This is a genomic window from Escherichia sp. WS1118, from assembly GCF_046487695.1.
Taxonomy (GTDB): domain Bacteria; phylum Pseudomonadota; class Gammaproteobacteria; order Enterobacterales; family Enterobacteriaceae; genus Escherichia; species Escherichia coli.
The window spans coordinates 22,562-45,582 of sequence record NZ_JBJQIZ010000001.1 but is presented as its reverse complement, the minus strand read 5'-3'; the positions used below and the strand labels follow the sequence as shown (position 1 = coordinate 45,582).

26 protein-coding genes and 1 other RNA gene are annotated in these 23,021 nt (G+C 51.0%); 7 read left to right on the top strand and 20 right to left on the bottom strand.

Translation table 11 applies throughout. The features are described 5' to 3' along the window. Positions 1-9: 9 nt before the first annotated feature. The 7 genes from proW to ACJHYO_RS00225 form a co-directional block, all read right to left on the bottom strand. Entirely contained in the window at positions 10-1,074 is a 1,065-nt protein-coding gene (gene proW / locus ACJHYO_RS00255; protein ID WP_000774978.1) for a glycine betaine/L-proline ABC transporter permease ProW, read from the bottom strand. After that, positions 1,067-2,269, bottom strand: coding sequence for a glycine betaine/L-proline ABC transporter ATP-binding protein ProV (proV, locus tag ACJHYO_RS00250; protein WP_000985490.1), 1,203 nt, complete (start codon positions 2,267-2,269; stop codon positions 1,067-1,069). Before proV ends, proW begins: the two co-directional genes overlap by 8 nt. A gap of 356 nt (positions 2,270-2,625) precedes the next feature. After that, positions 2,626-3,585, bottom strand: coding sequence for a class 1b ribonucleoside-diphosphate reductase subunit beta (gene nrdF, locus ACJHYO_RS00245; RefSeq protein WP_044705936.1), 960 nt, complete (start codon positions 3,583-3,585; stop codon positions 2,626-2,628). A 9-nt stretch (positions 3,586-3,594) separates the two neighbouring features. Next, a complete protein-coding gene (gene nrdE, locus ACJHYO_RS00240; protein WP_085455495.1) occupies positions 3,595-5,739 on the bottom strand; it encodes a class 1b ribonucleoside-diphosphate reductase subunit alpha in 2,145 nt (714 codons plus the stop codon). After that, positions 5,712-6,122, bottom strand: coding sequence for a class Ib ribonucleoside-diphosphate reductase assembly flavoprotein NrdI (gene nrdI, locus ACJHYO_RS00235; protein WP_000080947.1), 411 nt, complete (start codon positions 6,120-6,122; stop codon positions 5,712-5,714). The genes nrdE and nrdI overlap by 28 nt, the downstream gene beginning before the upstream one ends. Beyond that, the gene (nrdH, locus tag ACJHYO_RS00230; protein WP_001223227.1) at positions 6,119-6,364 is read right to left on the bottom strand and encodes a glutaredoxin-like protein NrdH; all 246 of its coding nucleotides are present in this window, start codon (positions 6,362-6,364) and stop codon (positions 6,119-6,121) included. Before nrdH ends, nrdI begins: the two co-directional genes overlap by 4 nt. Before the next feature lie 208 nt (positions 6,365-6,572). Beyond that, the gene (locus ACJHYO_RS00225; protein WP_000209797.1) at positions 6,573-7,004 is read right to left on the bottom strand and encodes a carboxymuconolactone decarboxylase family protein; all 432 of its coding nucleotides are present in this window, start codon (positions 7,002-7,004) and stop codon (positions 6,573-6,575) included. 87 nt (positions 7,005-7,091) lie between these two features. On the opposite strand from ACJHYO_RS00225, the gene ACJHYO_RS00220 reads away from it, so the two are divergent. After that, positions 7,092-8,426 (top strand): PLP-dependent aminotransferase family protein, encoded by a 1,335-nt coding sequence (locus ACJHYO_RS00220; protein WP_001138429.1) that lies wholly within the window; start codon positions 7,092-7,094, stop codon positions 8,424-8,426. Positions 8,427-8,482: 56 nt separating this feature from the next. Here ACJHYO_RS00220 and ACJHYO_RS00215 read toward each other — a convergent pair whose 3' ends face one another. Then, complete coding sequence (locus tag ACJHYO_RS00215) at positions 8,483-8,812, bottom strand: DUF883 domain-containing protein (RefSeq protein WP_001295174.1); 330 nt, start codon at positions 8,810-8,812, stop codon at positions 8,483-8,485. A 151-nt stretch (positions 8,813-8,963) separates the two neighbouring features. Between ACJHYO_RS00215 and ACJHYO_RS00210 the strand changes: the two genes are divergently transcribed. Beyond that, positions 8,964-9,308, top strand: a complete 345-nt coding sequence (locus tag ACJHYO_RS00210) for a DUF2002 family protein (RefSeq protein WP_000281320.1) — start codon at positions 8,964-8,966, stop codon at positions 9,306-9,308. Positions 9,309-9,344: 36 nt separating this feature from the next. Here ACJHYO_RS00210 and alaE read toward each other — a convergent pair whose 3' ends face one another. Beyond that, positions 9,345-9,794: an L-alanine exporter AlaE gene (gene alaE / locus ACJHYO_RS00205; RefSeq protein WP_000492656.1), complete on the bottom strand. Its 450-nt coding sequence runs from the start codon at positions 9,792-9,794 to the stop codon at positions 9,345-9,347. A gap of 666 nt (positions 9,795-10,460) precedes the next feature. Here alaE and stpA point away from each other — a divergent pair. Beyond that, entirely contained in the window at positions 10,461-10,865 is a 405-nt protein-coding gene (gene stpA / locus ACJHYO_RS00200) for a DNA-binding protein StpA (RefSeq protein WP_000115381.1), read from the top strand. 46 nt (positions 10,866-10,911) lie between these two features. On the opposite strand, the gene ygaP is transcribed toward stpA, so the two are convergent. Both ygaP and ACJHYO_RS00190 read right to left on the bottom strand, forming a co-directional pair. Continuing rightward, positions 10,912-11,436 (bottom strand): thiosulfate sulfurtransferase YgaP, encoded by a 525-nt coding sequence (ygaP, locus tag ACJHYO_RS00195; RefSeq protein ID WP_001229462.1) that lies wholly within the window; start codon positions 11,434-11,436, stop codon positions 10,912-10,914. 9 nt (positions 11,437-11,445) lie between these two features. Further along, positions 11,446-11,745: an ArsR/SmtB family transcription factor gene (locus tag ACJHYO_RS00190; RefSeq protein ID WP_000137280.1), complete on the bottom strand. Its 300-nt coding sequence runs from the start codon at positions 11,743-11,745 to the stop codon at positions 11,446-11,448. Positions 11,746-11,927: 182 nt separating this feature from the next. Between ACJHYO_RS00190 and ACJHYO_RS00185 the strand changes: the two genes are divergently transcribed. Further along, positions 11,928-12,086, top strand: a complete 159-nt coding sequence (locus ACJHYO_RS00185) for a YqaE/Pmp3 family membrane protein (protein ID WP_000508177.1) — start codon at positions 11,928-11,930, stop codon at positions 12,084-12,086. Between the two features lie 83 nt (positions 12,087-12,169). Continuing rightward, on the top strand, positions 12,170-12,619 hold the full coding sequence (gene kbp / locus ACJHYO_RS00180) for a potassium binding protein Kbp (RefSeq protein WP_000522411.1): 450 nt from the start codon (positions 12,170-12,172) through the stop codon (positions 12,617-12,619). Here the strand turns inward: kbp and csiR are convergent, their stop codons facing one another. From csiR to smpB, 8 genes are all read right to left on the bottom strand, one after another. Further along, positions 12,620-13,282 carry a DNA-binding transcriptional regulator CsiR gene (gene csiR / locus ACJHYO_RS00175; protein WP_024009259.1) on the bottom strand — a complete coding sequence of 221 codons (663 nt, stop codon included), beginning with the start codon at positions 13,280-13,282 and terminating at the stop codon, positions 12,620-12,622. Between the two features lie 20 nt (positions 13,283-13,302). Further along, the gene (gene gabP / locus ACJHYO_RS00170) at positions 13,303-14,703 is read right to left on the bottom strand and encodes a GABA permease (RefSeq protein WP_001298180.1); all 1,401 of its coding nucleotides are present in this window, start codon (positions 14,701-14,703) and stop codon (positions 13,303-13,305) included. 236 nt (positions 14,704-14,939) lie between these two features. After that, positions 14,940-16,220 carry a 4-aminobutyrate--2-oxoglutarate transaminase gene (gabT, locus tag ACJHYO_RS00165; RefSeq protein WP_085455494.1) on the bottom strand — a complete coding sequence of 427 codons (1,281 nt, stop codon included), beginning with the start codon at positions 16,218-16,220 and terminating at the stop codon, positions 14,940-14,942. Between the two features lie 13 nt (positions 16,221-16,233). Further along, complete coding sequence (gene gabD / locus ACJHYO_RS00160; RefSeq protein ID WP_000772874.1) at positions 16,234-17,682, bottom strand: NADP-dependent succinate-semialdehyde dehydrogenase; 1,449 nt, start codon at positions 17,680-17,682, stop codon at positions 16,234-16,236. A 22-nt stretch (positions 17,683-17,704) separates the two neighbouring features. Next, positions 17,705-18,973, bottom strand: a complete 1,269-nt coding sequence (gene lhgO / locus ACJHYO_RS00155) for an L-2-hydroxyglutarate oxidase (protein ID WP_094258975.1) — start codon at positions 18,971-18,973, stop codon at positions 17,705-17,707. A gap of 19 nt (positions 18,974-18,992) precedes the next feature. Continuing rightward, positions 18,993-19,970, bottom strand: coding sequence for a glutarate dioxygenase GlaH (glaH, locus tag ACJHYO_RS00150; RefSeq protein WP_053294482.1), 978 nt, complete (start codon positions 19,968-19,970; stop codon positions 18,993-18,995). 682 nt (positions 19,971-20,652) lie between these two features. After that, positions 20,653-21,015: a transfer-messenger RNA gene (ssrA, locus tag ACJHYO_RS00145) on the bottom strand. A 214-nt stretch (positions 21,016-21,229) separates the two neighbouring features. Further along, positions 21,230-21,712, bottom strand: coding sequence for an SsrA-binding protein SmpB (gene smpB / locus ACJHYO_RS00140; RefSeq protein WP_000162574.1), 483 nt, complete (start codon positions 21,710-21,712; stop codon positions 21,230-21,232). 170 nt (positions 21,713-21,882) lie between these two features. Between smpB and ratA the strand changes: the two genes are divergently transcribed. After that, entirely contained in the window at positions 21,883-22,320 is a 438-nt protein-coding gene (ratA, locus tag ACJHYO_RS00135; RefSeq protein WP_001339419.1) for a type II toxin-antitoxin system toxin RatA, read from the top strand. Continuing rightward, positions 22,310-22,600: an RnfH family protein gene (locus tag ACJHYO_RS00130; protein ID WP_001117834.1), complete on the top strand. Its 291-nt coding sequence runs from the start codon at positions 22,310-22,312 to the stop codon at positions 22,598-22,600. Before ratA ends, ACJHYO_RS00130 begins: the two co-directional genes overlap by 11 nt. A gap of 61 nt (positions 22,601-22,661) precedes the next feature. On the opposite strand, the gene bamE is transcribed toward ACJHYO_RS00130, so the two are convergent. Beyond that, positions 22,662-23,003 carry an outer membrane protein assembly factor BamE gene (gene bamE / locus ACJHYO_RS00125; RefSeq protein ID WP_001203447.1) on the bottom strand — a complete coding sequence of 114 codons (342 nt, stop codon included), beginning with the start codon at positions 23,001-23,003 and terminating at the stop codon, positions 22,662-22,664. Positions 23,004-23,021 lie beyond the last annotated feature (18 nt).

The following is a 23,021-nucleotide window of genomic DNA, read 5'->3' as shown; positions in this document are numbered from 1 at the left end:
AGTGCAGAGTTACTTAATGAATGGGCGGGTCAGCAGACCGACAGGGCCAGTGGTGTACCAGCGACGATTGCCGCGACTGCGTGAGTCGCGCCCAACGGCCTGCGTCAGGCGGTCGAGGATAATGGCGAGGATCACAATCCCGACGCCGCCAACGGTGGCAAGCCCCATATCCAGACGACCGATACCGCGAAGTACCATCTGACCCAGCCCGCCGACGGCAATCATCGAGGCGATGACCACCATAGAAAGGGCCAGCATCAGCGTCTGGTTAACGCCCGCCATAATGGTTGGCATCGCCAGCGGTAACTGAACTTTGAACAGCATCTGGCGCGGGCTGGCACCGAATGAGCGCGAGGCTTCAATCAGATCCGCCGGAACCTGGTTAATTCCCAGAATCGTCAGACGGATAATCGGCGGCAGCGCAAAGATGATCGTCACCACCACGCCCGGCACGTTGCCGATACCAAACAGCATGACGATTGGCACCAGATAAACAAACGCGGGCGTGGTCTGCATGGCATCAAGCAGTGGACGAATAATTTTCGCCGCTCGCGGACTTCTCGCCAGCCAGATCCCCAACGGCAAACCTATGACGATACAGAACAGCAGGGCTGTTAACACCAGCGCCAGGGTAACCATTGCCTGTGACCAGGCACCGATTGCGCCGATGGCAATCAGCGAAACCAGCGTCGCCACGCCCATTCCGACCCCGGAAATCTGCCAGGCGATGAGAGCGAAAACGATAATCGCCACCGGCGCGGGCATACCCAGCAGCAATTGCTGGAAACCGTTGAGGATGTAATCAACCGGAACGCGCACGCCCTGAAAGACGGGACGAAAATGGGTAACGACCCAGTCGATCCCTTCAGTGACCCAACTGTCGAGCGGGATCAGCGTTTTATGGAACGGATCGAGAATATTAAAATGCTCGACGTTTGGCGCAGGCGTACTGGTCAGCCAGTCAGCGCCACCGCCGTCGGTCGGTGCAGTCGCCGGTGTACCCCAGGCGTCTGCGGATTGTGCAGCACTGTCCGCCGCTGGCGTGGTATCCCACGGATTATTTTGATCAGCCATTATTTACCCCCTCACGATCTAAAGCGCGCAGCAGCATTCCTTTCGAAATGATGCCGACATACTGTTGGTCCTCGTCGACCACGGGCACTGCACAGGGGGCCTGTCCGACATGAGAGAGCAACTCGCTAAGAGGCGTTTGTGCATCGACCGCTAACGGCGCATCAATCAGCGCCGCATCAAGACCTTGCTGCTGCGTTAACGCGGCTTTAAGCGAATCGATAGACACAGCGCCGACAAACTTATTACCGCGTTCGATGACGTAGCCATATTCGCGATCTTCATCCTGCAATAATTTCAGTGCCGAACGCGGGCCGAAGCCGGGGGTTTTACGAATTAAGCCGTTCGGTGTACGACGGGCAATATCTTTCGCACTGAACACCTGGCTAATATCGACGCCACGGAAGAAGGTTCGGACATAATCATTCGCCGGATTATTAAGAATTTCATCCGGTGTACCAACCTGCACCACTTCACCATTTTGCATAATGGCAATTCGGTCACCAATACGCATAGCTTCATCGAGATCGTGGGAAATAAAGACAATGGTGCGCTGATGTTTCGCCTGTAATTTTACCAGCTCATCCTGCATCTCGGTGCGAATTAATGGATCGAGCGCCGAGAAGGCTTCGTCCATTAATAATATATCCGGATTAATCGCTAACGCGCGGGCTAATCCCACTCGTTGACGCATCCCGCCAGAGAGTTCATCCGGGTAGCTGTGGGCATAATTTTCCAGCCCGACCTGACGCAGTGCATCAAGGGCCTTTTCCCGGCGTTCTTCGGCATTAATTCCGGCCAGTTCCATACCGAACGCAGTATTGTCCAGCACGGTCATATGCGGCATTAAGGCAAAGGACTGGAAGACCATCGCAATCTTTTTTCTGCGCACCTCACGGAGTTCGGCGTCGGATATTTTGGCAATATCCACACCATCAATCAGCACTTGCCCGCGGGTGGGTTCAATCAGGCGATTGAGAAGGCGTACCATTGTGGATTTACCCGAACCGGATAATCCCATGATGACAAATATCTCGCCTTCTTCAATGGCCAGACTGGCGTCTTTAACGCCAAGCGATAGCCCAGTTTTTTCCAGAATTTGTTCTTTTGAAAGTCCTTGTTCGATATATTTGAAAGCTCGCTGTGGATGCTCACCAAATATTTTATAAAGATTTTTAATTTCTAATTTAATTGCCATGCAATAGAAAGATTCCTGTTATTTGTTTATGTCGATAAATTACCCAATGGAAATAGTCACTTTTTTCTACCCTAACATACTGAGAATCTGAGGCAACCCCTGATGGCAAATGTGGCATGAATATTGATGTGAGCAAATCGCCGGAATTTCCCATGATATAAGGGCTGAGAGCAAATCGAGAAAAGTTGATATTTTTTGTCAAAGATAGCGAAAAAACGCCTGAATATTGTGGTTTCAGGCGAATAATGCAACAGAGTGTCAGTGTAGATCACCACAAAATATTTGCGTGATAAAAAGCTATTTGGCGGGAATTATTTCCCTGCTGCGGGTAGTGATATTTTTGAAAAATAACACCCTCAGAAATTCCAGTCTTCATCTTCTGTTTCGACCGCTTTTCCCATCACATATGAAGAGCCTGAACCGGAAAAGAAATCGTGATTTTCATCGGCATTCGGCGAAAGCGCGGCGAGGATTGCCGGATTCACTTCCGCCATTTCTGCGGGAAATAGCGGTTCGTAGCCCAGATTCATCAACGCCTTATTGGCGTTGTAACAGAGAAACGCTTTTACATCGTCAGACCACGGGGTTTCGGCGTACAGCTCATCGGTATATTGCAACTCGTTGTCATAAAGTTCCAGTAGCAAATCGAAGGCGAAACTCTTCAACTCTTCACGTTGTGCCTGGGAGATCTTTTCCATGTTTTTCTGATATTTATAGCCGATGTAATAACCGTGGACTGCTTCATCCCGGATAATCAGACGGATCAGGTCTGCGGTATTGGTTAGCTTTCCGCGGCTGGAAAAATACATCGGCAGCCAGAAACCGGAATAGAACAAAAAAGATTCAAGAAACACACTGGCGATTTTCTTTTTCAGCGGATCATCCCCGCGATAATGTTGCTGAATAATCTGAGCTTTTCGCTGCAACGGTGCGTTTTCTTCACTCCAGGCGTAGGCGGCATCGACATCTTTGGTCTGGCACAGCGTCGAGAAAATCGAACTGTAAGAGCGGGCATGAACCGCTTCCATAAAGCTGATATTCGTTAATACCGCCTCTTCATGGGGCGTGAGCGCATCGGGCATCAGCGAAGGCGCGCCGATAACATTTTGCAGCGTGTCGAGCAGCGTCAGGCCAGTAAAAACGCGCATCGTCAGTTGTTGTTCTACGACACTTAATGTCTGCCATGCAGGAATATCGTTCGACAGTGGCACCTTTTCTGGTAGCCAGAAATTGCTGGTCAGGCGATTCCACACCTCCAGATCTTTATCGTCAGATATCTTATTCCAGTTGATGGCGCTGATACGTGAGAGTTTCATAGATATTCCTTAAAGTGCACAGGAGACGCAGCCTTCAATTTCAGTGCCTTCCAGCGCCATCTGACGCAGGCGAATGTAATAGAGCGTTTTGATACCCTTGCGCCAGGCGTAAATCTGCGCTTTGTTGATATCGCGAGTGGTGGCGGTATCGGGGAAAAACAGCGTCAGCGACAGCCCCTGATCGACATGGCGAGTCGCTTCCGCGTAGGTGTCGATGATCTTTTCTGCGCCGATTTCGTAAGCGTTCTGATACAGCGCCAGATTTTCGTTAGTCATAAACGGGGCAGGGTAGTAAACGCGTCCTGTTTTGCCCTCTTTGCGTATCTCTACTTTCGCCACAATCGGATGAATACTCGACGTGGCATGGTTGATATAAGAGATAGAACCAGTTGGCGGCACCGCCTGGAGATTCTGGTTGTATATGCCATAGCGCATCACGTCGTCGCGCAGCTGCGCCCACATCTCACGGGTAGGTAACGTAATACAGCTACGGGCAAACAGTTCGCCAACTTTCGCTGTTTTCGGCTGCCAGTTACCTTGCAGATATTGGCTGAAATATTCACCACTGGCATAGCGTGACTGTTTGAACCCGTCGAAGGTTTCACCGCGTTCGCGCGCCAGCAACATCGAGGTACGCAGTGCGTGCCAGGTGATGGTATAGAAATAGAGATTGGTGAAATCCAGTGCTTCCGGCGACCCATAAGCGATGCCTTCTCGCGCCAGATAACCGTGTAAATTCATCTGCCCCAGACCGATGGCGTGTGAGGCGGCATTTCCGGCTTCGATGGACGGCACGCTGCGGATATGACTCATATCTGACACCGCCGTTAAACCGCGTACGGCAGTCTCTACCGTGCGGGCAAAGTCGGGGGAATCCATGGTGTGGGCAATATTCAACGAACCTAAATTGCAGGAAATATCATGGCCTGTACGGGCATAGTCGAGATTCTCGTCATACTCTGAGGCGCTGTTAACCTGCAAAATTTCTGAGCAGAGATTGCTCATATTTATGCGTCCGGCGATAGGGTTAGCACGGTTAACCGTGTCTTCATACATGATGTACGGATAGCCAGACTCAAACTGGATCTCTGCCAGTCGCTGGAAGAAATCACGGGCGTTGAGGTATTTTTTGCGAATGCGTTCATCGGCAACCAGTTCGTCATAGTGTTCACTGATGGCGACATCGGCAAATGGCTTGCCATAAACTCGCTCTACGTCATAGGGCGAAAACAGCGCCATCTGCGCATTCTCTTTTGCCAGATGGAAAGTGATATCCGGGATCACCACGCCCAGCGACAGTGTTTTAATGCGGATTTTTTCGTCGGCATTTTCCCGTTTTGTATCGAGAAAACGCAGAATATCGGGATGATGAGCATGTAAATAGACTGCCCCAGCCCCCTGACGCGCGCCGAGTTGGTTGGCATAGGAAAATGCGTCTTCCAGCATTTTCATCACCGGAATCACGCCAGAAGATTGATTTTCAATACGTTTAATTGGCGCGCCCGCTTCCCGCAGATTAGACAGCAAAAATGCTACGCCGCCGCCGCGTTTCGACAGTTGTAGTGCGGAATTTACTGCCCGGCCAATCGACTCCATATTGTCTTCAATACGCAGCAGAAAACAGGAAACCAGTTCGCCGCGCTGCTGCTTACCGCAGTTGAGGAATGTTGGCGTGGCTGGCTGAAAGCGTCCTGACAGCATCTCATCAGTGAGCTGCGTCGCCAGTGTTTCATCGCCTTGTGCCAGCGTCAGCGCCACCATCGTGACGCGATCGGCAAAATCTTCCAGATAACGCTTACCGTCGAATGTCTTCAACGTATAGCTGGTGTAAAACTTCCATGCTCCTAGGAATGTCTGGAAACGAAAACCGCTGGCGTGCGCGTGGGCAAACAGCGTAATGACAAAATCGCGAGAGTAGCGATTAAGGACACTTTCATCATAGTAACCTTCGTTAACCAGCCAGTTCAGGCGCTGCTGCTGGCTACTGAAGGCCACACTGTTCGGACGCACATGCGTCGTCATAAAGGCGTCTACTGCCTGGCGATCTTTATCGAACTGAATGCGACCTGCGCTATCGTAAAGGTTAAGCATCGCATTCAGAGCGTGATAATCCATCGTTTCCTGCGTCAGGCGTTCTGCGGTTGTCGTTGCCAAAATTCGGTTACTCCTTTACGAACGTTTTCGATATCGCTTTGCGTACCCATGAGTTCAAAGCGGTACAGCCACGGCACGCCGCATTTCCGGGCAATCACATCTCCGGCGCGGCCATATGCCTCACCAAAGTTGCGATTACCCGAAGCAATAACGCCGCGCAGCAACGCCCGGTTATGCTCGTCGTTTAAAAAGCGAATGACCTGTCGTGGCACCGCGCCAGCCGTACCGCCGCCGCCGTAAGAGGGCACGATCAGGATGTAAGGCTCGTCTACCTGAATCCGTTCCCGCTCATTGAGCGGGATGCGCACCGCGGGCAGCCCTAAACGTTCGATAAAACGCTGCGTATTTTCGGAGCTGCTGGAAAAGTAGACGAGCTGGCTCATGCACTGGCCGCGTGTGGCGCTGGATGCAGACGATTGATCATGTCCGGGCGGAAACCAGACCAGCTAAGATCGCCTGCAATCACAACCGGCAACTGACGAAAGCCCTGAGCACGCAGCGCTTCTGCCGCTTCAGGAACGCGATCGACATTAATCATTTCAAAATCAAAGCCCCGGTTTTCCATCGCCCGTTTGGTGGCGTGGCACTGAACGCAATCGTTACGAGTGTAAATAGTAATGCGCATGATTCGTATTTCCGTTTAAAATGAAGATACGGCGCGATGATACGCGTCGGGTTGTCTCTCTGTTGATACAGAGATACTAGATGTAGTTGAAAAAAGATTCAACCACACAAGATATGGGAATTTTAGATTGATTACGCCACCGATGAATGGCTCAACGGGGTAGGGGATTTTGTGTTTTTTTGCCGGGCAAATACCCGGCATCAAGAAGTTACATCCGCATGGAAACGGCCAGACGGTTAAAACAATTCATCAGCCCGATGGCAAACGTTAAGTCGCTGATCTCTGCTGCGCTGAAATGCTCAAGCAAAGGCTGATAAACCTCGTCTTCCGCATGGGTTCTGGCAATTTCGGTTACCGATTCCGCCCATGCCAGCGCCGCCCGCTCGCGTTCATCAAAATGATGGCTTACGCGCCAACCTGCCAGGGCGTCCAGTTTGTGCTGTGGCACGCCGGATTTGCGCAATGCTTTGCTGTGCATCTCCAGACAAAATGCGCAGCCGTTGATTTGCGAGACGCGCAAATAAACTAACTCCATCAACGTGGTATCCAGCGTGCTATTTTCCAGTGCCGTTTTGGCCTGCACTAGTGCGTTATACACTGCCGGGCTAAGTTCGTAGTAAGGCTGACGTAATGTAGTCATACAGTTTCTCCTCTTATTAACGCCCGCAATGTAGCACTATAATGGACTGCTAAAGAGAGCCATAAATTACCTAAAAAAGAAGACCATATGCCGCGCTATCAGGATATCGCCCGTCAGTTAAAAACGGCTATTGAGCAAGGGGAACTGAAACCCGGCGCAAGGCTGCCTTCAAGTCGTACCTGGTCGCAGGAGCTGGGGGTGTCTCGATCCACTGTCGAAAATGCGTATGCTGAGCTGGTGGCGCAAGGATGGCTGATCAGGCGGGGACAGGCTGGCACATTTGTCAGTGAGCGGATATATCCGCAACAATCTACTGTACAAGTTGTAGCTTTTGCCGGTGAAAGTCAGCAACCGTTGCCATTTCAAATGGGATTACCCGCACTCGATCTCTTTCCGCGAGAGCTGTGGGCGCGGGTGATGGGGCGTCGCCTTCGTACCCAGACGCGCTTTGATTTGGCGTTAGGCGATGTCTGCGGTGAGGCGGCGTTGCGCGAGGCAATAGTTGATTACTTACGCGTTTCACGTGGGATTGATTGTCAGCCAGAGCAGGTCTTTATCACTCACGGTTATGCGGCCTCAATAGCTTTAATTCTGCACGCGCTGGCGAAACCGGGAAACGGGATGTGGATAGAAGATCCCGGCTTTCCACTGATTCGCCCGATTGTCACTCGCCATGATGTGGAAATTTTGCCTGTGCCGGTTGATGACAATGGACTGGATATCACAAGCGGAATACAAAATTATCCTGATGCGCGTTTTGCCCTGATAACACCAGCACACCAAAGTCCGCTGGGTGTGGCGCTCTCTTTAGCGCGCAGGCATCAGATACTGGAATGGGCAGATCGTAGTCAGGCATGGATTATTGAAGATGATTATGACAGTGAGTTTCGCTATCACGGTAAGCCGTTACCGGCGTTAAAAAGTCTCGACGCACCGCAGCGGGTAATTTATGCCGGAACATTCAGCAAAGCGCTATTTCCTGCATTGCGCTGTGCGTGGCTGGTGGTGCCGGTGAAGCAAATTGCACAATTCCGCCACCAGGCGTCACTGGCTCCATGTGCGGTACCTGTTCTATGGCAGAACACACTGGCAGACTTTCTTCGCGAGGGGCATTTCTGGCGGCATCTGAAGAAAATGCGTCAGCATTATGCTCAACGTCGGCAATGGATTGAGCAAGCGTTGACGCAGCAAGGATTTCAGGTTGTGCCGCAGAAAGGTGGTATCCAGATGGTGATCAGAATGATAGGCGATGATATTGCCCATGCGCGTAAAGCCAATGCTGCAGGCCTTGCGGTGCAGGCACTTAGCGACTGGCGTATCCGTTCAAGTGGGGAAGGTGGATTACTGCTTTCGTTTACTAATATCGTTAACGAAGGTATGGCGCGACAGGTAGCACAACAATTACGTAAAGCCTTAAGCTAAAAAACCCCGAAGCCAGGCTTCGGGGTCAAAGACGCGTATTTATTATCATTTGTGCACTACGATTTGCGCATGCTTAACAGTGCGCCGATAAAAATACCCACCGCTGCCGCTGTACCCACACTACACCAGGGTCTTTCACGAACAAAAGAATCCGCGCAGCCAACGGCATCGCGCGCGGCTTGCTGGACGCGAGTACGACCATGCATTCGCGCCCTGGTTTCTTTCAGTAGAGCCTGCGCTTTACTACGAGCGGCTTCGGCTTCCCCTTTGGCGTCGCTGCCCCAGGACTTCAATACAGATTCGAGACTGTCAGCTAATTGATTGACATCATTCTGGATATCCTGCACGCCATCATCAACGTCGTTGCGGTTCGGTCGGTTAAACATATGATCCCCCATTAGAATTCGATGTAATTTTCAGTGTAGACCATAATTTTCTTAACTGAGGTTCATCGCGGCTTTATGGACTTTTCTGAAAGCGTTGTGAATGCGCAATCAGGTAAGGTAGGCCCGCGGTTGATAATAACGAGGATCAAATATGTATTTACGACCAGACGAGGTGGCGCGCGTACTTGAAAAAGTCGGTTTTACTGTCGATGTGGTAACCCAGAAAGCGTATGGTTACCGCCGTGGGGAAAATTATGTCTATGTTAATCGCGAAGCGCGAATGGGACGTACCGCCCTGGTGATTCATCCAACATTAAAAGAACGTAGTTCAACACTGGCTGAACCCGCTTCCGATATTAAAACTTGCGATCATTACCAGCAATTTCCGCTCTATTTAGCGGGTGAACGTCATGAGCATTACGGTATCCCGCATGGCTTTAGTTCGCGTGTTGCGCTTGAACGTTATTTGAATGGTTTATTTGGCGAAGCCAGTTAAAGACGCGACTGGCGATGCCAGTCGCGAAAAGAAGGGTCAGGCTTTTACCTGCTGGTAACGGCTGACTTTAAACAGTCGGCGGCAATAATCGAGGAAGTAGCCATAAACCGCCCCCATCAACATCGAAACAACGATGTTTGAACTGACTGCCGCCATAATCTGATGCCAGTCTGCGCCCACCACTAACAAGATCGCCACATACACCGGTGACTGGAACGTCACATAAGCCAGGATATCCGCCAGATTTTTTATCCAGCCCGACGGGCTAACTTTGCGTGCCGCGCGCATAAACAGATCGCGGTACATACCGTATGGCCATGCAATTAAGATGTTCACCGGAATCGCTACCAATCTGGAATAAAAAGACTGTTCGAAGCTCATTCCGGAGAGGAAAACTTCAATACACATGTTCACGACAGAACAGTAAACAACCATCGCGAACGTATCTGCAACTGCATGACGCAAGCGTGACTGCGGTGAGAACATGCTAATGCTCCTTAATAAAAGCGTAATGGGATGTTAATGGAGATGAAAGCAGCGGATCTCATTGCCATCTGCATTTTCGCATAGCGTATATCGCTGGCTATGACTAATCAATTAGTGAAAAATTTTTATTTAATCTGTTTTTGTAGATAAAATATTCCGTAACGGCGCGTTTTTTGTACATTGTGGATTTTTACATGCCGGTATGATTTATTTTTAATTAAATCAATTGGATATGTGTTTACCTTTGTTTTCACTCATGAAGGTTTGGGTGTGAGGTAACGCTATAAGCGTAGAGAATTCGGTGTATGTAGTGACCGGGTCATTTTCAGCATTTTTTATGCCAGATAATGTACATTGACAGCAGAAAGCACCAGTGATAGATGTTTTCTTTTATTCGGTTAAATTGCATTTTTATTCACTTTGGTTTTGTCAGGCTTGCGGAATTATCGAGCAGAGAGAGCCGCTCTGTTCACCAATAACCGAAATTACTCATCAAAATGGCTAATATATAATCTTGAAATTATTCTGAGAGTTTCAGAAAATAACAGCTGAAATAATCTCGTGCAGGACTGTAAATAGATTAAATTTTGTGGAAATATAATAAGTGATCGCTTACACTACGCGACGAAATACTTTTTTGTTTTGGGTTAAAAGGTTTTCTTTATTATGTCCGTAATGTTACAAAGTTTAAATAACATTCGCACCCTCCGTGCGATGGCTCGCGAATTCTCCATTGACGTTCTTGAAGAAATGCTCGAAAAATTCAGGGTTGTCACTAAAGAAAGACGTGAAGAAGAAGAACAACAGCAGCGTGAACTGGCAGAGCGCCAGGAAAAAATTAGCACCTGGCTGGAGCTGATGAAAGCTGACGGAATTAACCCGGAAGAGTTATTGGGTAATAGCTCTGCTGCGGCACCACGCGCTGGTAAAAAACGCCAGCCGCGTCCGGCGAAATATAAATTCATCGATGTTAACGGTGAAACTAAAACCTGGACCGGTCAGGGCCGTACACCGAAGCCAATCGCTCAGGCGCTGGCAGAAGGTAAATCTCTCGACGATTTCCTGATCTAATTACTGAGGCCGGATGTCGCTGCTATGGCGCGTCCGGCGTCGCTTCTCAAGCTCGTTGGTTCCACGGCATCTTATCTAACAACCTTGCCATTCCACAAAAACCACTAATTCCTGCAAACAGTAACCCAGCACCAACAAAGCCGCTTAATAAGAAGAAAACGCTATTTACGGTATAACCCAGTACAACGCCGATTAATATTAAACCACCCGCGGCGATCTGCACCTGGCGCATTAACGGCAAGGGTTGGGATTTATTTACCGCTACTGGCAATCCTGCTTTTTTCCAGCCATCAATCCCATCTTCGAGTAAAAAGATTTCTGCGGGGGCGGCAATCGCTGCTAATTTATCGGCGTTATTACTGGTGCGTTTACCTGCCTGGCAGTGGAATATAATTTGCTCGCGACGTAATTTAGGCGGAAGACCTGACTGTTCCAGTACGGATAATGGAGCTAGATCTGCTTCAGGAATATGTTCACGAAGATATTCATCAGCATCACGAATATCGATTAACTTTGCGCCGCGTGCGATTAATTCTTGTGCATCATGCGGCGAAATGGTTGTCAAAGCCATAGTGACTCCTTACGGACAATAGACATTTTTCAGGGTGGCGATAATGGCATTTACCGCCTCATTTTTAATGGAATATAGAATGCGTTGGGCATCCCGTTGGCTGTCGATAAGCCCCTCGTCCCGCATACGAGCGAGATGCTGTGATGTTGCAGAGGCACTTAGTCCGGTAATGCGCGTCAGCTCTCCCGCACTGGTGCCGGGGGAACCGCTAAGCATGCACAGAATCAGCAACCGTTTAGGGTGGCTCATTGCTTTCAATAAGGCCGCTGCCTGTTCGGCACTGGCCTGTAATTGTGCGAGTTCAGTCATAGATATTTAAGTATTTTCTAAATTAAGTAAACTCTAAACTAAAAATGCAACATATACCAGCCTCAGCCGCGTAAATGAGAGTAAATGCGTAAGCTGAAACTGGCAGGCTCCGCTAAAATTACTACGCTTAAGAGATAAAATCTCTTTTTAAACAATGAGTAATTTTCTTATAGGGAGTACATATGGGTTTCTGGAGAATCGTCATCACCATTATTCTGCCGCCGCTCGGCGTGCTGCTCGGTAAAGGGTTCGGTTGGGCGTTCATTATTAATATTCTGCTGACACTGCTTGGCTATATCCCCGGTTTGATTCACGCGTTCTGGGTGCAAACCCGCGATTAAACCTGTGCTCACCCCCGCGGCGTTAACGCGCCGCGTTCCTCTGCTACACTTTCTGAGTGTTTCCGTTAACGAATGAGGTAGCTATGGGTCTGTTCAATTTTGTGAAAGATGCCGGAGAAAAACTCTGGGACGCGGTTACAGGTCAGCACGATAAAGACGATCAGGCGAAGAAGGTGCAGGAGCATCTGAACAAAACCGGTATACCTGATGCCGATAAAGTGAACATTCAAATTGCCGACGGCAAAGCGACGGTCACTGGTGACGGCTTAAGTCAGGAGGCGAAGGAGAAAATCCTTGTTGCGGTGGGGAATATTTCCGGTATTGCCAGTGTCGATGATCAGGTGAAAACGGCGATACCAGCCACTGCCAGCCAGTTTTATACCGTTAAGTCTGGCGACACTCTGAGTGCCATTTCCAAACAGGTCTACGGTAACGCTAATCTGTACAATAAAATCTTCGAAGCGAATAAACCGATGCTAAAAAGCCTGGATAAAATTTACCCGGGGCAAGTGTTGCGTATTCCTGAAGAGTAGTTAATTGCCAGCCATCGCCTGCTGGATAATGGGAATCGGCGTCAGCAAATGCTGGCGCATTAACTCACTGGCGCGCGCGGCATCCCGCGCCAGCACAGCTTCGGTTAAAATTTGATGTTGGTTGTGTTTATCTTCCAGCATTTCCACGGAAAGTACCGTTCGCCGCAGCCAGATGAAGCGATAGCGCGCCGCCAGATCAAACAACCGTTCACGCATTTGCAGCAAATAGTGAGAACCACAGCCTGTCACAATTGCAGTATGAAACGCCTGATGACGCAGATCCCACTCATCAAGCATTTTCTCACTGGCGTCACAGGCCTCAAGCTTACTGAGCAGATGCGCCTTCGCAAGAACGTCTGCCTCCCACTCATCACTACCGCGGGCAATCGCCAGGCTTACCAGCATCGCTTCCATATTGGCACGGGCATCGAAAATATCGAGCAGCTCCTGCTCTGACATAGACGCCACCCGATACCCTTTTTGATTCACCACCGTGACCAGTCGTTCTGCCACCAGTTGCGAAAGCGCTTCCCGCAACGGCCCAACGCCAAGTGCATAACGCGATGTCAGCAAACTCATCCGTAATTTTTCATCCGGCTGAAAATTGCCGCGAATAATATCGTTCTTCAGCCAGCGATAGCCATCCAGAGAGGTAATGGTCATGGTGTGACTCCTGATCATTATCAGCGCGTATTATGAATGGGTGTTTTTTGCCACATTATCAGCTTTTTCCAGCGAGCCATAATTGGCACGGTACAGATAATCCCAATCGCTAATAAGCCGGTGGAGAGCACTTCTAACTGTTGCGCCGGGCGGAATAGCATCACTACCAACACAAAGGTAATAAAACCGATTACCAGCCAGGTGAGCCACGGATAAAGCCACATCCGCAGGCGAATTTCGCTTCCTTCTGCTCGCAGAATTTTGCGCATCCGCAATTGTGAAACGGCGATGACTAAATAAACCAGCAGGGCGATAGCGCCGGAGCTGTCGATCAGAAATTTAAACACCTTCGCAGGCGCGTAATAGTTCACCACCACCGTTAAGAATGCCGCGCCGGTGGAGAGTAACACCGCCACGTACGGGGTTTTACTGCGGTTGATTTTACCCATTACCGCGGGAGCATCACCGCGACGGCTTAAGGAGTAGAGCATCCTGGAAGCGGTATACAGCGCCGAGTTCAGGCAGCTGGTTACGGAAAGTAATATCACGCAGTCCATGATTAATTTCGCATGAGGAATATTGAGCAATTCCAGAACCGAGCGATAAGAACCAACGGCTTTCAGCCCTGGCATATTCCACGGGATTAATGCCACAACGACAAAAATAGAACACAAATAGAAAATAGAGATACGCCAGATAACCGAGTTGGTGGCGCGGACAATATGTTTTTCCGGCGTGTCGGATTCCGCGGCGGCAATGGTGACAATTTCTGCGCCCATAAACGAGAACATGGTGATCAACATCGCGCTTAATACCGCACCGAAGCCGTTGGGCATAAAGCCGCCGCTATCCCACAATCTTGAAATACCGCTCACGTCGGCATACGGGTAAAAACCGCTAATTGCGACTGCACCAAGGAAAATAAAGGCCAGGATAGCGATGACTTTACACAGCGCCAGCCAGAACTCAAATTCGCCGTAGTTTTTAACGCTTAATAAATTACTGCCGGTTAAGGCGAGGGTAATGACGAGGGAAAATAACCAGATGGGAATGCCTGGAACCCACGAGTGCAGGATCATGGCGGCGATGTTGGCTTCAAGTGGGATAACCAGTACCCAAAACCACCAGTACAACCAGCCGATGGTATAGCCCGCCCAGCGGCCAATGGCTTTATCGGCATAGGTGGAAAACGAACCGGTATCGGGCGTGGCAACCGCCATTTCCGCCAACATCCGCATAATCATAACCACCAGTAATCCGGCGAACAGATAGGCCAGTAATACCGCCGGGCCCGCTTCGGCGATGGCGACGCTGGAACCGACAAACAGACTTGCGCCGATAACACCGGCAATAGACAACATGGTGACGTGGCGTGACTTCAGCCCGCCGCCTAACTCATGTGGTTGCGATGATTGCCCCATCCTGAATCCTCTCGAAAGTGTGTCACTTGGGAGAGCGCCCCGACATTTCCCGCGTCGGGTCACGCATTTAATTGTTATTGGTTCTTTTTGCCGGAGAGCGGCTCCGCCTTATCCGGCCGACATAGATTTATTCCTGTTCACGTACAGATTGTCGGATGCGGCGTAAACGCCTTATCCGACCTGGATTCTCGTAGGCCGGACAAGACGCGCAGCGTCGCCTCCGGCATGGTGCGGTGCTACTGCTTCGCCTCAGCAAAACACTGGCTGATGATCTCCAGACCCTGACGGATCTGAGCGTCTTCAATGGTGAGCGGTACAAGGATGCGCAGCACGTTGTAATACGGGCCGCAGGATAGAAGAATCAGACCCTTATCGCGGGCGCGTGCCACGATTTCGGCGGTGAGTTTTGCGTCCGGTTTGCTGTGTTCGCCATCTTCAAACAGCTCGATGGCGATCATCGCCCCCAGCCCGCGTACGTCGACGATCTCCGGGTGTTTTTCGGCGATCGCCAGCAATCCGTCTTTCAGCTTCTGCCCCAGAACGTTGGCTTTTTGCAGCAGATTTTCCTGCTCGAACACCTTCAACACTTCCAGCGCCGCTACGCAGGCAATCGGGTTACCGGCATAGGTGCCACCCAGTCCGCCCGGTGCGACGGCGTCCATCACTTCCGCGCGCCCGGTGACGCCCGCCAGCGGGAAACCGCCTGCGATCGATTTCGCAAAGGTGGTGAGATCCGGCGCCACGCCCATTTGCTCCATCGCAAACAGCGTGCCGGTACGCCCTGCGCCGCTCTGCACTTCATCGGCAATCAGCATGATCCCATGCTCGTCACACAGCGCGCGTAAACGCTGCATAAAGGCTGGCGTCGCGGCGTAGAAACCGCCTTCGCCCTGAACGGGCTCAATCACGATGGCGGCGATATCTTCCGGCGCGGCGTCATTTTTGAAGATCCGGTGGATGCTGGCGATAGCGTCATCCTCGCTTATGCCGTGCAGCGGGCAAGGATAAAGCGCGCGATAAACATGACCCGGCATCAGCCCCATGCCCGCAGAGTACGGATTCACCTTGCCGGTCAGCGCCAGCGTGTAATGCGTGCGCCCGTGATACGCACCGCTAAAGGCGATGGTCCCGCTACGTTTGGTGGCGGCGCGGGCGATTTTCACCGCATTTTCCACCGCTTCGGAACCGGTCGTAACCAGCAGAGTTTTCTTGGCAAAATCGCCCGGCACCTTCTGATTCATAATCTCGCACAGTTCAAGATACGGCTCGTAAGCCAGCACCTGGAAGCAGGTGTGCGACAGTTTTTTCAACTGCGCTTCCACCGCCGCAACCACTTTCGGATGCAGGTGCCCGGTATTGAGCACCGCAATCCCGCCCGCGAAATCAAGATACTCACGGCCTTCAACGTCCCACACCCGGCAGTTTTCCGCGCGGTCAGCGAAAATCGGGTGAATTTGCCCAATGCCACGGGGAATCGCCTGACTGCGGCGCTGCATTAACTCTTTATTGCTGCTCATTCGCATTCTCCAGTTAAAGACCGATGCACATATATTTGATTTCTAAGTAATCTTCGATGCCATACTTCGAACCTTCACGACCCAGACCCGAGGCTTTAATGCCGCCGAACGGGGCCACTTCATTGGAAATAATGCCGGTGTTGATGCCGATGATGCCGTACTCCAGTGCTTCGCCCACGCGGAAGACGCGGCTTAAATCACGGGCGTAGAAATAGGATGCAAGTCCAAATTCGGTGTCATTGGCTTGCGCAATCACATCGTCTTCATCTTTAAAACGGAACAGCGGGGCGAGGGGGCCAAACGTCTCTTCTTTCGACACTTTGGCGTTAGCCGGAACGTCCACCAGAATGGTCGGCTGGAAGAAGTTACCGCCGCGTTCATGTGCTTTACCGCCGCAAACCACGCGCGCGCCTTTCTCCAGCGCATCGGCAATATGCTCTTCCACTTTTGCTACCGCTTTTTCATCGATCAGCGGCCCGATGGTGACGCCTTTCTCCAGCCCGTTGCCGATGTGCAGTTTGCTCACCGCCTGCTGCAATTTTTCGGCAAAGCGGTCATACACGCTGTCCTGCACATACAGGCGGTTGGCGCAGACGCAGGTTTGCCCGGCGTTACGGAATTTCGAGGCCAGCGCGCCTTCCACGGCTTTATCGAGATCGGCATCGTCAAAGACAATAAACGGTGCGTTGCCGCCCAGCTCCAGCGACACTTTTTTGATGTCTTTCGCGCACTGTTCCATTAACTGACGGCCAATTTCGGTCGAGCCGGTAAACGACAGCTTGCGCACCAGCGGGTTGCTGGTCAGTTCGTTACCGACCGCGCCCGCCGAACCGGTGACCACGTTAAACACGCCAGTCGGAACGCCCGCGCGAATCGCCAGTTCTGCCAGCGCCAGCGCAGAGAACGGCGTCTGACTGGCGGGCTTCAGCACCATCGTGCAGCCTGCCGCCAGCGCCGGACCTGCTTTACGGGTAATCATCGCCGCCGGGAAGTTCCACGGCGTGATAGCCGCGGTGACGCCAATCGGCTGCTTGATAACAATCAGGCGTTTATCGGCCTGATGACCGGGAATGGTGTCGCCATAAATACGTTTGCCTTCTTCAGCAAACCACTCAATAAAGGAAGCGGCGTAGCTGATTTCGCCTTTCGCTTCAGTCAATGGTTTGCCCTGTTCGAGGGTCATCAGGCGCGCTAAATCGTCCTGATGCTCCATCATTAAATTGAACCAGTTGCGCAGAATGTTGGCGCGTTCTTTGGCAGTGAGCGCACGCCAGGCGGGCAGGGCGCGGTTGGCGGCGTCGATAGCGGCGCGGGTTTCATCAGCGCCCATTTTCGGCACGCTACCCAGCTTGTCGCCGTTCGCCGGATTGGTGACGTCGATGACCTCGCCATTGTTGGCGTCCAGCCATTCCCCGTTAATCAACGCCTGCTGGCGGAATAAGTTACTGTCGTTAAGTTTCATCGCTACATCCTGTTTTCAAAGGTTATTGATTAAATGCGGCGTGTAAGGCATCCACACTACGTGCCGCTCGCAGCGTGCGTCCGGGGTTACTCTGGCTTGCCAACAGCGTTTGTACCTTGCTGACAATATGCGCACCAATAGGAATTGCTGATGTCGCTGCCGGGGAGGGCGCATTGCAGGTGTGGATCGTGCGCGGGGTGGTGACAAACAGAAAATCGTCAATCAGTTTGCCGTCCGGCGATACCGCCTGTGCCCGCACACCGGCGGGCCAGGGCTGGAGATCGCTTAACGAAAGCCGGGGACAATACTTTTGCACCAGCCGCAGATAGCCGCTTTTGCACAGCGAGTTTTTCATCTCGCCCAGTCCTGAGCGTAGATGGTTTTGCAGCACTCGGCGAATCCCCGACGAGCCCAAAATTTCCAGCGTGTCGCTAAATGAGAAGTCGCGCTTACGATAGCCTTCGCGTTTGAAAGCCAGCACCGCGTTTGGCCCGACGGTCACACTGCCGTCGATCATGCGGGTGAGATGCACGCCCAAAAACGGCATTGCCGGGTCGGGAATGGGGTAAATCAGGTGGTTAACAATCTGGTTATGCTCCGGCGCAAGGCGGAAATACTCGCCACGGAACGGGCAGATAATAAAGCCCGGTTCGAGGCCGAGCATTTTCACCAGCCGGTCAGCCATCAGCCCGGAACAGCTAATCAGCGTCGATGCTTCATATTCACCGCCCTGACGGGTACGTATCACCACGCCGTTTTTATGCTCACTGAGGGTGCTGACTTCGGCGTTATAAATAATCTCACCACCTCTGGCCTGGAAAATTTTCGCCATCGCCGCCGTCACTTCGCGGTAGCTGACAATGCCGCTGGACGGCACAAAAATGCCGCCAAGCCCGGTGATATTCGGTTCACGCTCGCGCAGCTCCTCGGCGTTTAACCACTCGCGCTCGATCCCGTTCGCCGCCGTGCGTTTCCATAACGCATGCATCCGTTCCATTTCGAGTTCAGACGTGGCGACCAGCATCTTGCCGCAGTTGTCGTAGCGAATGCCGTTTTGATCGCAAAAGACTTTAGTGGCGCGGTTCCCCGCCAGGCAAAACTGCGCCTTCAGGCTGCCGGGCGTGTAATAGACTCCGGCATGGATCACGCCGCTGTTGTGGCCCGTCTGGTGACAGGCCGGGCCGGACTCTTTTTCCAGCAACGCAATGCGGGCATCCGGATAAACATCAATCAGTTGCATGGCGGTCGACATGCCGATGATGCCGCCGCCAATAATCACAAAATCATACATCCGCTCAATTCCTTTGCGCTTACTGATGCGTCTGGTAGTGGTGAGTGGCGTAAGCGAAATAGCCACGCTGACGCATCAGTTCACGGCGCAGATCCGGGTGCGGAGTAAAGCGGTCGCGACCGTGCAGCCAGAACAGGTTGTTAATCAACAGGAATTTGCCAACGGGAACGGGTACAGAAAGAATGCCTTTACTGGTTTCAATGGCATCGGAAAGCTCGCTCAACCACACGCCTTCTTCGAAGTCTTTCGGCTGGACAAACTGGTCGATATAGCGCATCACCGGGCGGCCCTGCTGATCGACATCGAACACCGGATGGAAGACATCTTTGCTGACGTTTTTGCTCGGCGGCGCGGCAAAGCGCATCGGACGGCGCGCCAGCGGATGGCGGAAAAAGAGGTCCAGATGTTCCCAGTCATCGAGATGCAGCAGCAGCGAGTTACCGCCCTGCATGTTTTGCTCGTCGATTTTCATCATCAGCACGTAATCAGTGATCTCTTCGACGTAAGTGCCGTCGTTGTGCAGCTCCATTACGCGGTGCGGCTGACGAAGATAGCTGTCTGAGTTATCAACATTTTTCACCACGAAACGCGCGTAATACTGACCGCTCATGGCGTCAAAATTGGAACGGCCAATCAGATGCGCCACCGCCGTCGCCAGCTTCACCATCTCATCCGCCTGCGCGACATCATCGATACCCACCGCATTGATCAACAGCGCACCTTCAGCGCGGTTTAACAGGGTCTTCAACAGCAGCGGTTGCAGCTGATTCGCACACAGATCGTCGAGAATTTTGCCTACCCGAAAACGCAGAAAAGATTTGTACTCCAGCGCCTGTACGGGCCATTCGGCAACCTGTTCGAGAAACTGTTTGGTCGTCTGTTCGGTGAAGGTGAGTTCCAGCAGACGCGGGGATTGCGCCGACGGGATGAGAGTGAATCCGCTATAGTCCTGGCCTGAATCGACAGCGTTATTTTGTACGGCGGTCAGTGCATTCATCAGAAGCGATCCTCTTATGAGATGTAGGGTGACATGGCGATGCTCATTTCGTAGCCATAATCTAAAAATATCTACATTTCTGAAAAATGCGCATAAAAGTTACATATTGTTTTCTTATTGTGATCAAAAACAACAAATTAATAACAAATAATGTGAGGGATAAGAATTGGGTTGAAAGGAAATGAATAATTAAAACAATATATTAAGTGTGCTTATACTCTTTTTCGAACTGGTGGCATTTGTTTAAATGCTATTTAAACTGCTTTTTCAGAGTTCAACTTACTGAGTTCCGTGTCGACTAATGTGAGTAAGATCAATCGCATCCAACCTATGTTACTTGATGGAATCGATAACAATATTAATGAATATACAGATTCCGGGAAGGCTGGCTATGGGGGCAAATTATTCTCTTTCTGGCAACGGGTAAATAACAGTGACCATTTGTCGAGAAGCTGATACTGAGCTGAGGGATACTGTATATGTCTGGACTGTAATTGGATGAATTCTATTCAGGGCGGGTCAGGACCAATAAAAAAGCCCGCATCAGCGGGCTTTAATGTCATAGGGAGTCGCGACTCCGTTGCGTATCCTTTTTTGTCTCCTCACCGTCTGGTCGGTGTCCTGCTGAGACTTATAACTTCCTGTTTTTGTTGGTGTAGTCCTTACACCGTCCAATCATGATTGGTGGAGCTGGCGGGAGTTGAACCCGCGTCCGAAATTCCTACATCCTCGGTACTACATGCTTAGTCAGTCTTTACATTCGCTTGCCAGCTGCGGACGGACACGCCACTAACAAACTAGCCTGATTAAGTTTTAACGCTTCAACCCCAGGCAGGGCTTCCACGCGATCTCTTTTGGGTTTGACCTCTCTTGATCCCCGTCCTAAGAGCGGAGGCTAGGGAGAGAGGGCTCTAAGCAGGTTATTAAGCTGCTAAAGCGTAGTTTTCGTCGTTTGCGACTATTTTTTGCGGCTTTTTACGAGGCCAACCGCCCCTCGGCATGCACCTTGGGTTTCGCAAATCCCGTCGAATCCAGAATCAGCCCCAATGTGTAACGGTAAGTATACCAGATTTATGAGCAGCATGACTAGCCCAAAAGGCGTTATCATCCTGGAATTAGCGCCTGCATAGTATGATTTTTTTTCGATTAAGCAATGGGATGGCTACATCTGTGTCAGATTTGACAGTCGATAAGATGTTCATTCGCGCCACCGGATAGGGAGGCGCGGTGAGGATTTGATTAGTATCGCTTATATAGGTTTAACGGTGGGCATTTTTCATGATACGCGCTTTATCCACCTGCCATTCGCGTTCTTTGATATCTGAACGTTTATCGTGCTGTTTCTTACCTTTGGCGACGCCGATTTTCACTTTGCACCAGGCATTTTTCCAGTACAGGGAGAGCGCCACTACGGTATAGCCTTCTCGATTGACGCGACCGTACAATGAGTCCAGTTCGCGCTGGTTGAGAAGTAACTTGCGGGTACGGGTAGGATCGCACACCACATGCGTGGAGGCCACAGCCATTGGCGTGATGTTAGCGCCAAACAGAAATGCCTCTCCGTCGCGCAGAAGGACATAGCTGTCGCTGATATTGGCTTTTCCTGCGCGCAGGGATTTAACCTCCCAGCCTTGCAGGGCAAGTCCCGCTTCGAACTCTTCTTCGATAAAGTATTCGTGACGGGCGCGCTTGTTAAGCGCGATGGTCGCTGAACCAGGTTTATGTGCTTTTTTCTTCGTCATAAGCGTCGTGAATCATCGGTAATCTGAAATCGAAAACACCCCATATCAATCCTGCGGGGGACAAGGCTCTATCTTAGCATGAACCCGATGTTACCCAGCGCCGGGATAGCGTTTTTTTTACAGCAGGATAAATGATATTATTTGTTGGATTTTTGTTGATGGAAATTGTTATGCCTCAGATTAGTCGGACCGCACTGGTGCCCTACAGCGCGGAGCAAATGTATCAGTTAGTGAATGACGTTCAGTCTTATCCTCAGTTTTTGCCGGGTTGTACCGGAAGTCGGATTCTGGAGTCCACTCCTGGGCAGATGACTGCTGCGGTAGATGTGTCTAAGGCTGGGATCAGCAAAACGTTTACAACCCGCAACCAGTTGACCAGTAATCAAAGTATTCTCATGAGTCTGGTTGATGGACCGTTTAAGAAATTGATCGGCGGTTGGAAGTTTACGCCGTTGAGCCAGGACGCGTGCCGTATTGAGTTTCATCTCGACTTTGAGTTTACCAATAAGTTGATTGAACTCGCCTTTGGTCGTGTGTTTAAAGAGCTGGCAGCTAATATGGTGCAGGCTTTTACTGTTCGTGCAAAAGAGGTCTACAGTGCCAGGTAAAATTGCCGTTGAGGTGGCTTATGCGCTACCTGAGAAGCAGTACCTGCAGCGCGTGACGTTGCAGGAGGGCGCGACGGTTGAAGAAGCTATTCGCGCCAGTGGTTTGCTGGAATTGCGTACCGATATCGATTTAACTAAAAACAAAGTCGGCATTTACAGCCGTCCGGCAAAACTCAGCGATATTGTGCATGATGGCGATCGGGTGGAGATTTATCGTCCTCTCATTGCCGATCCGAAAGAGCTTCGCAGGCAACGAGCAGAAAAATCAGCGAATAAATAACAGACAGAAAAAAGGTGCTCATTGAGCACCTTTTTTAACGTCTTTGAGAGCAACTTTATTATTAGTTACCACTCAGCGCAGGTTTGTTATCAATGTTGGTCAACACACCGCTACTGTTAAAGGTCAGCGTCAGCGTTTGCTGCGTTACACCTTCATGACCAGGTTGCTGGCGGAAGACATAGAACCAGGTATTTGTACCAAATGGATCGGACATCAGCGGTGTACCCAATGCGTACGCAACTTGTTGTTGCGTCATGCCAACACGTATTTTGGATACGTCGTTAGCGGTCAGATAGTTCCCCTGGTTGATGTCAGGACGGTAAACCACTCGCTCCAGAGTGGAACAGCCTGCGGTCAACATCAATAGTACTGCTGCTACAGCAGTCAGCGTTTTACAGCGCATAGTGATTTGATTCCTTTT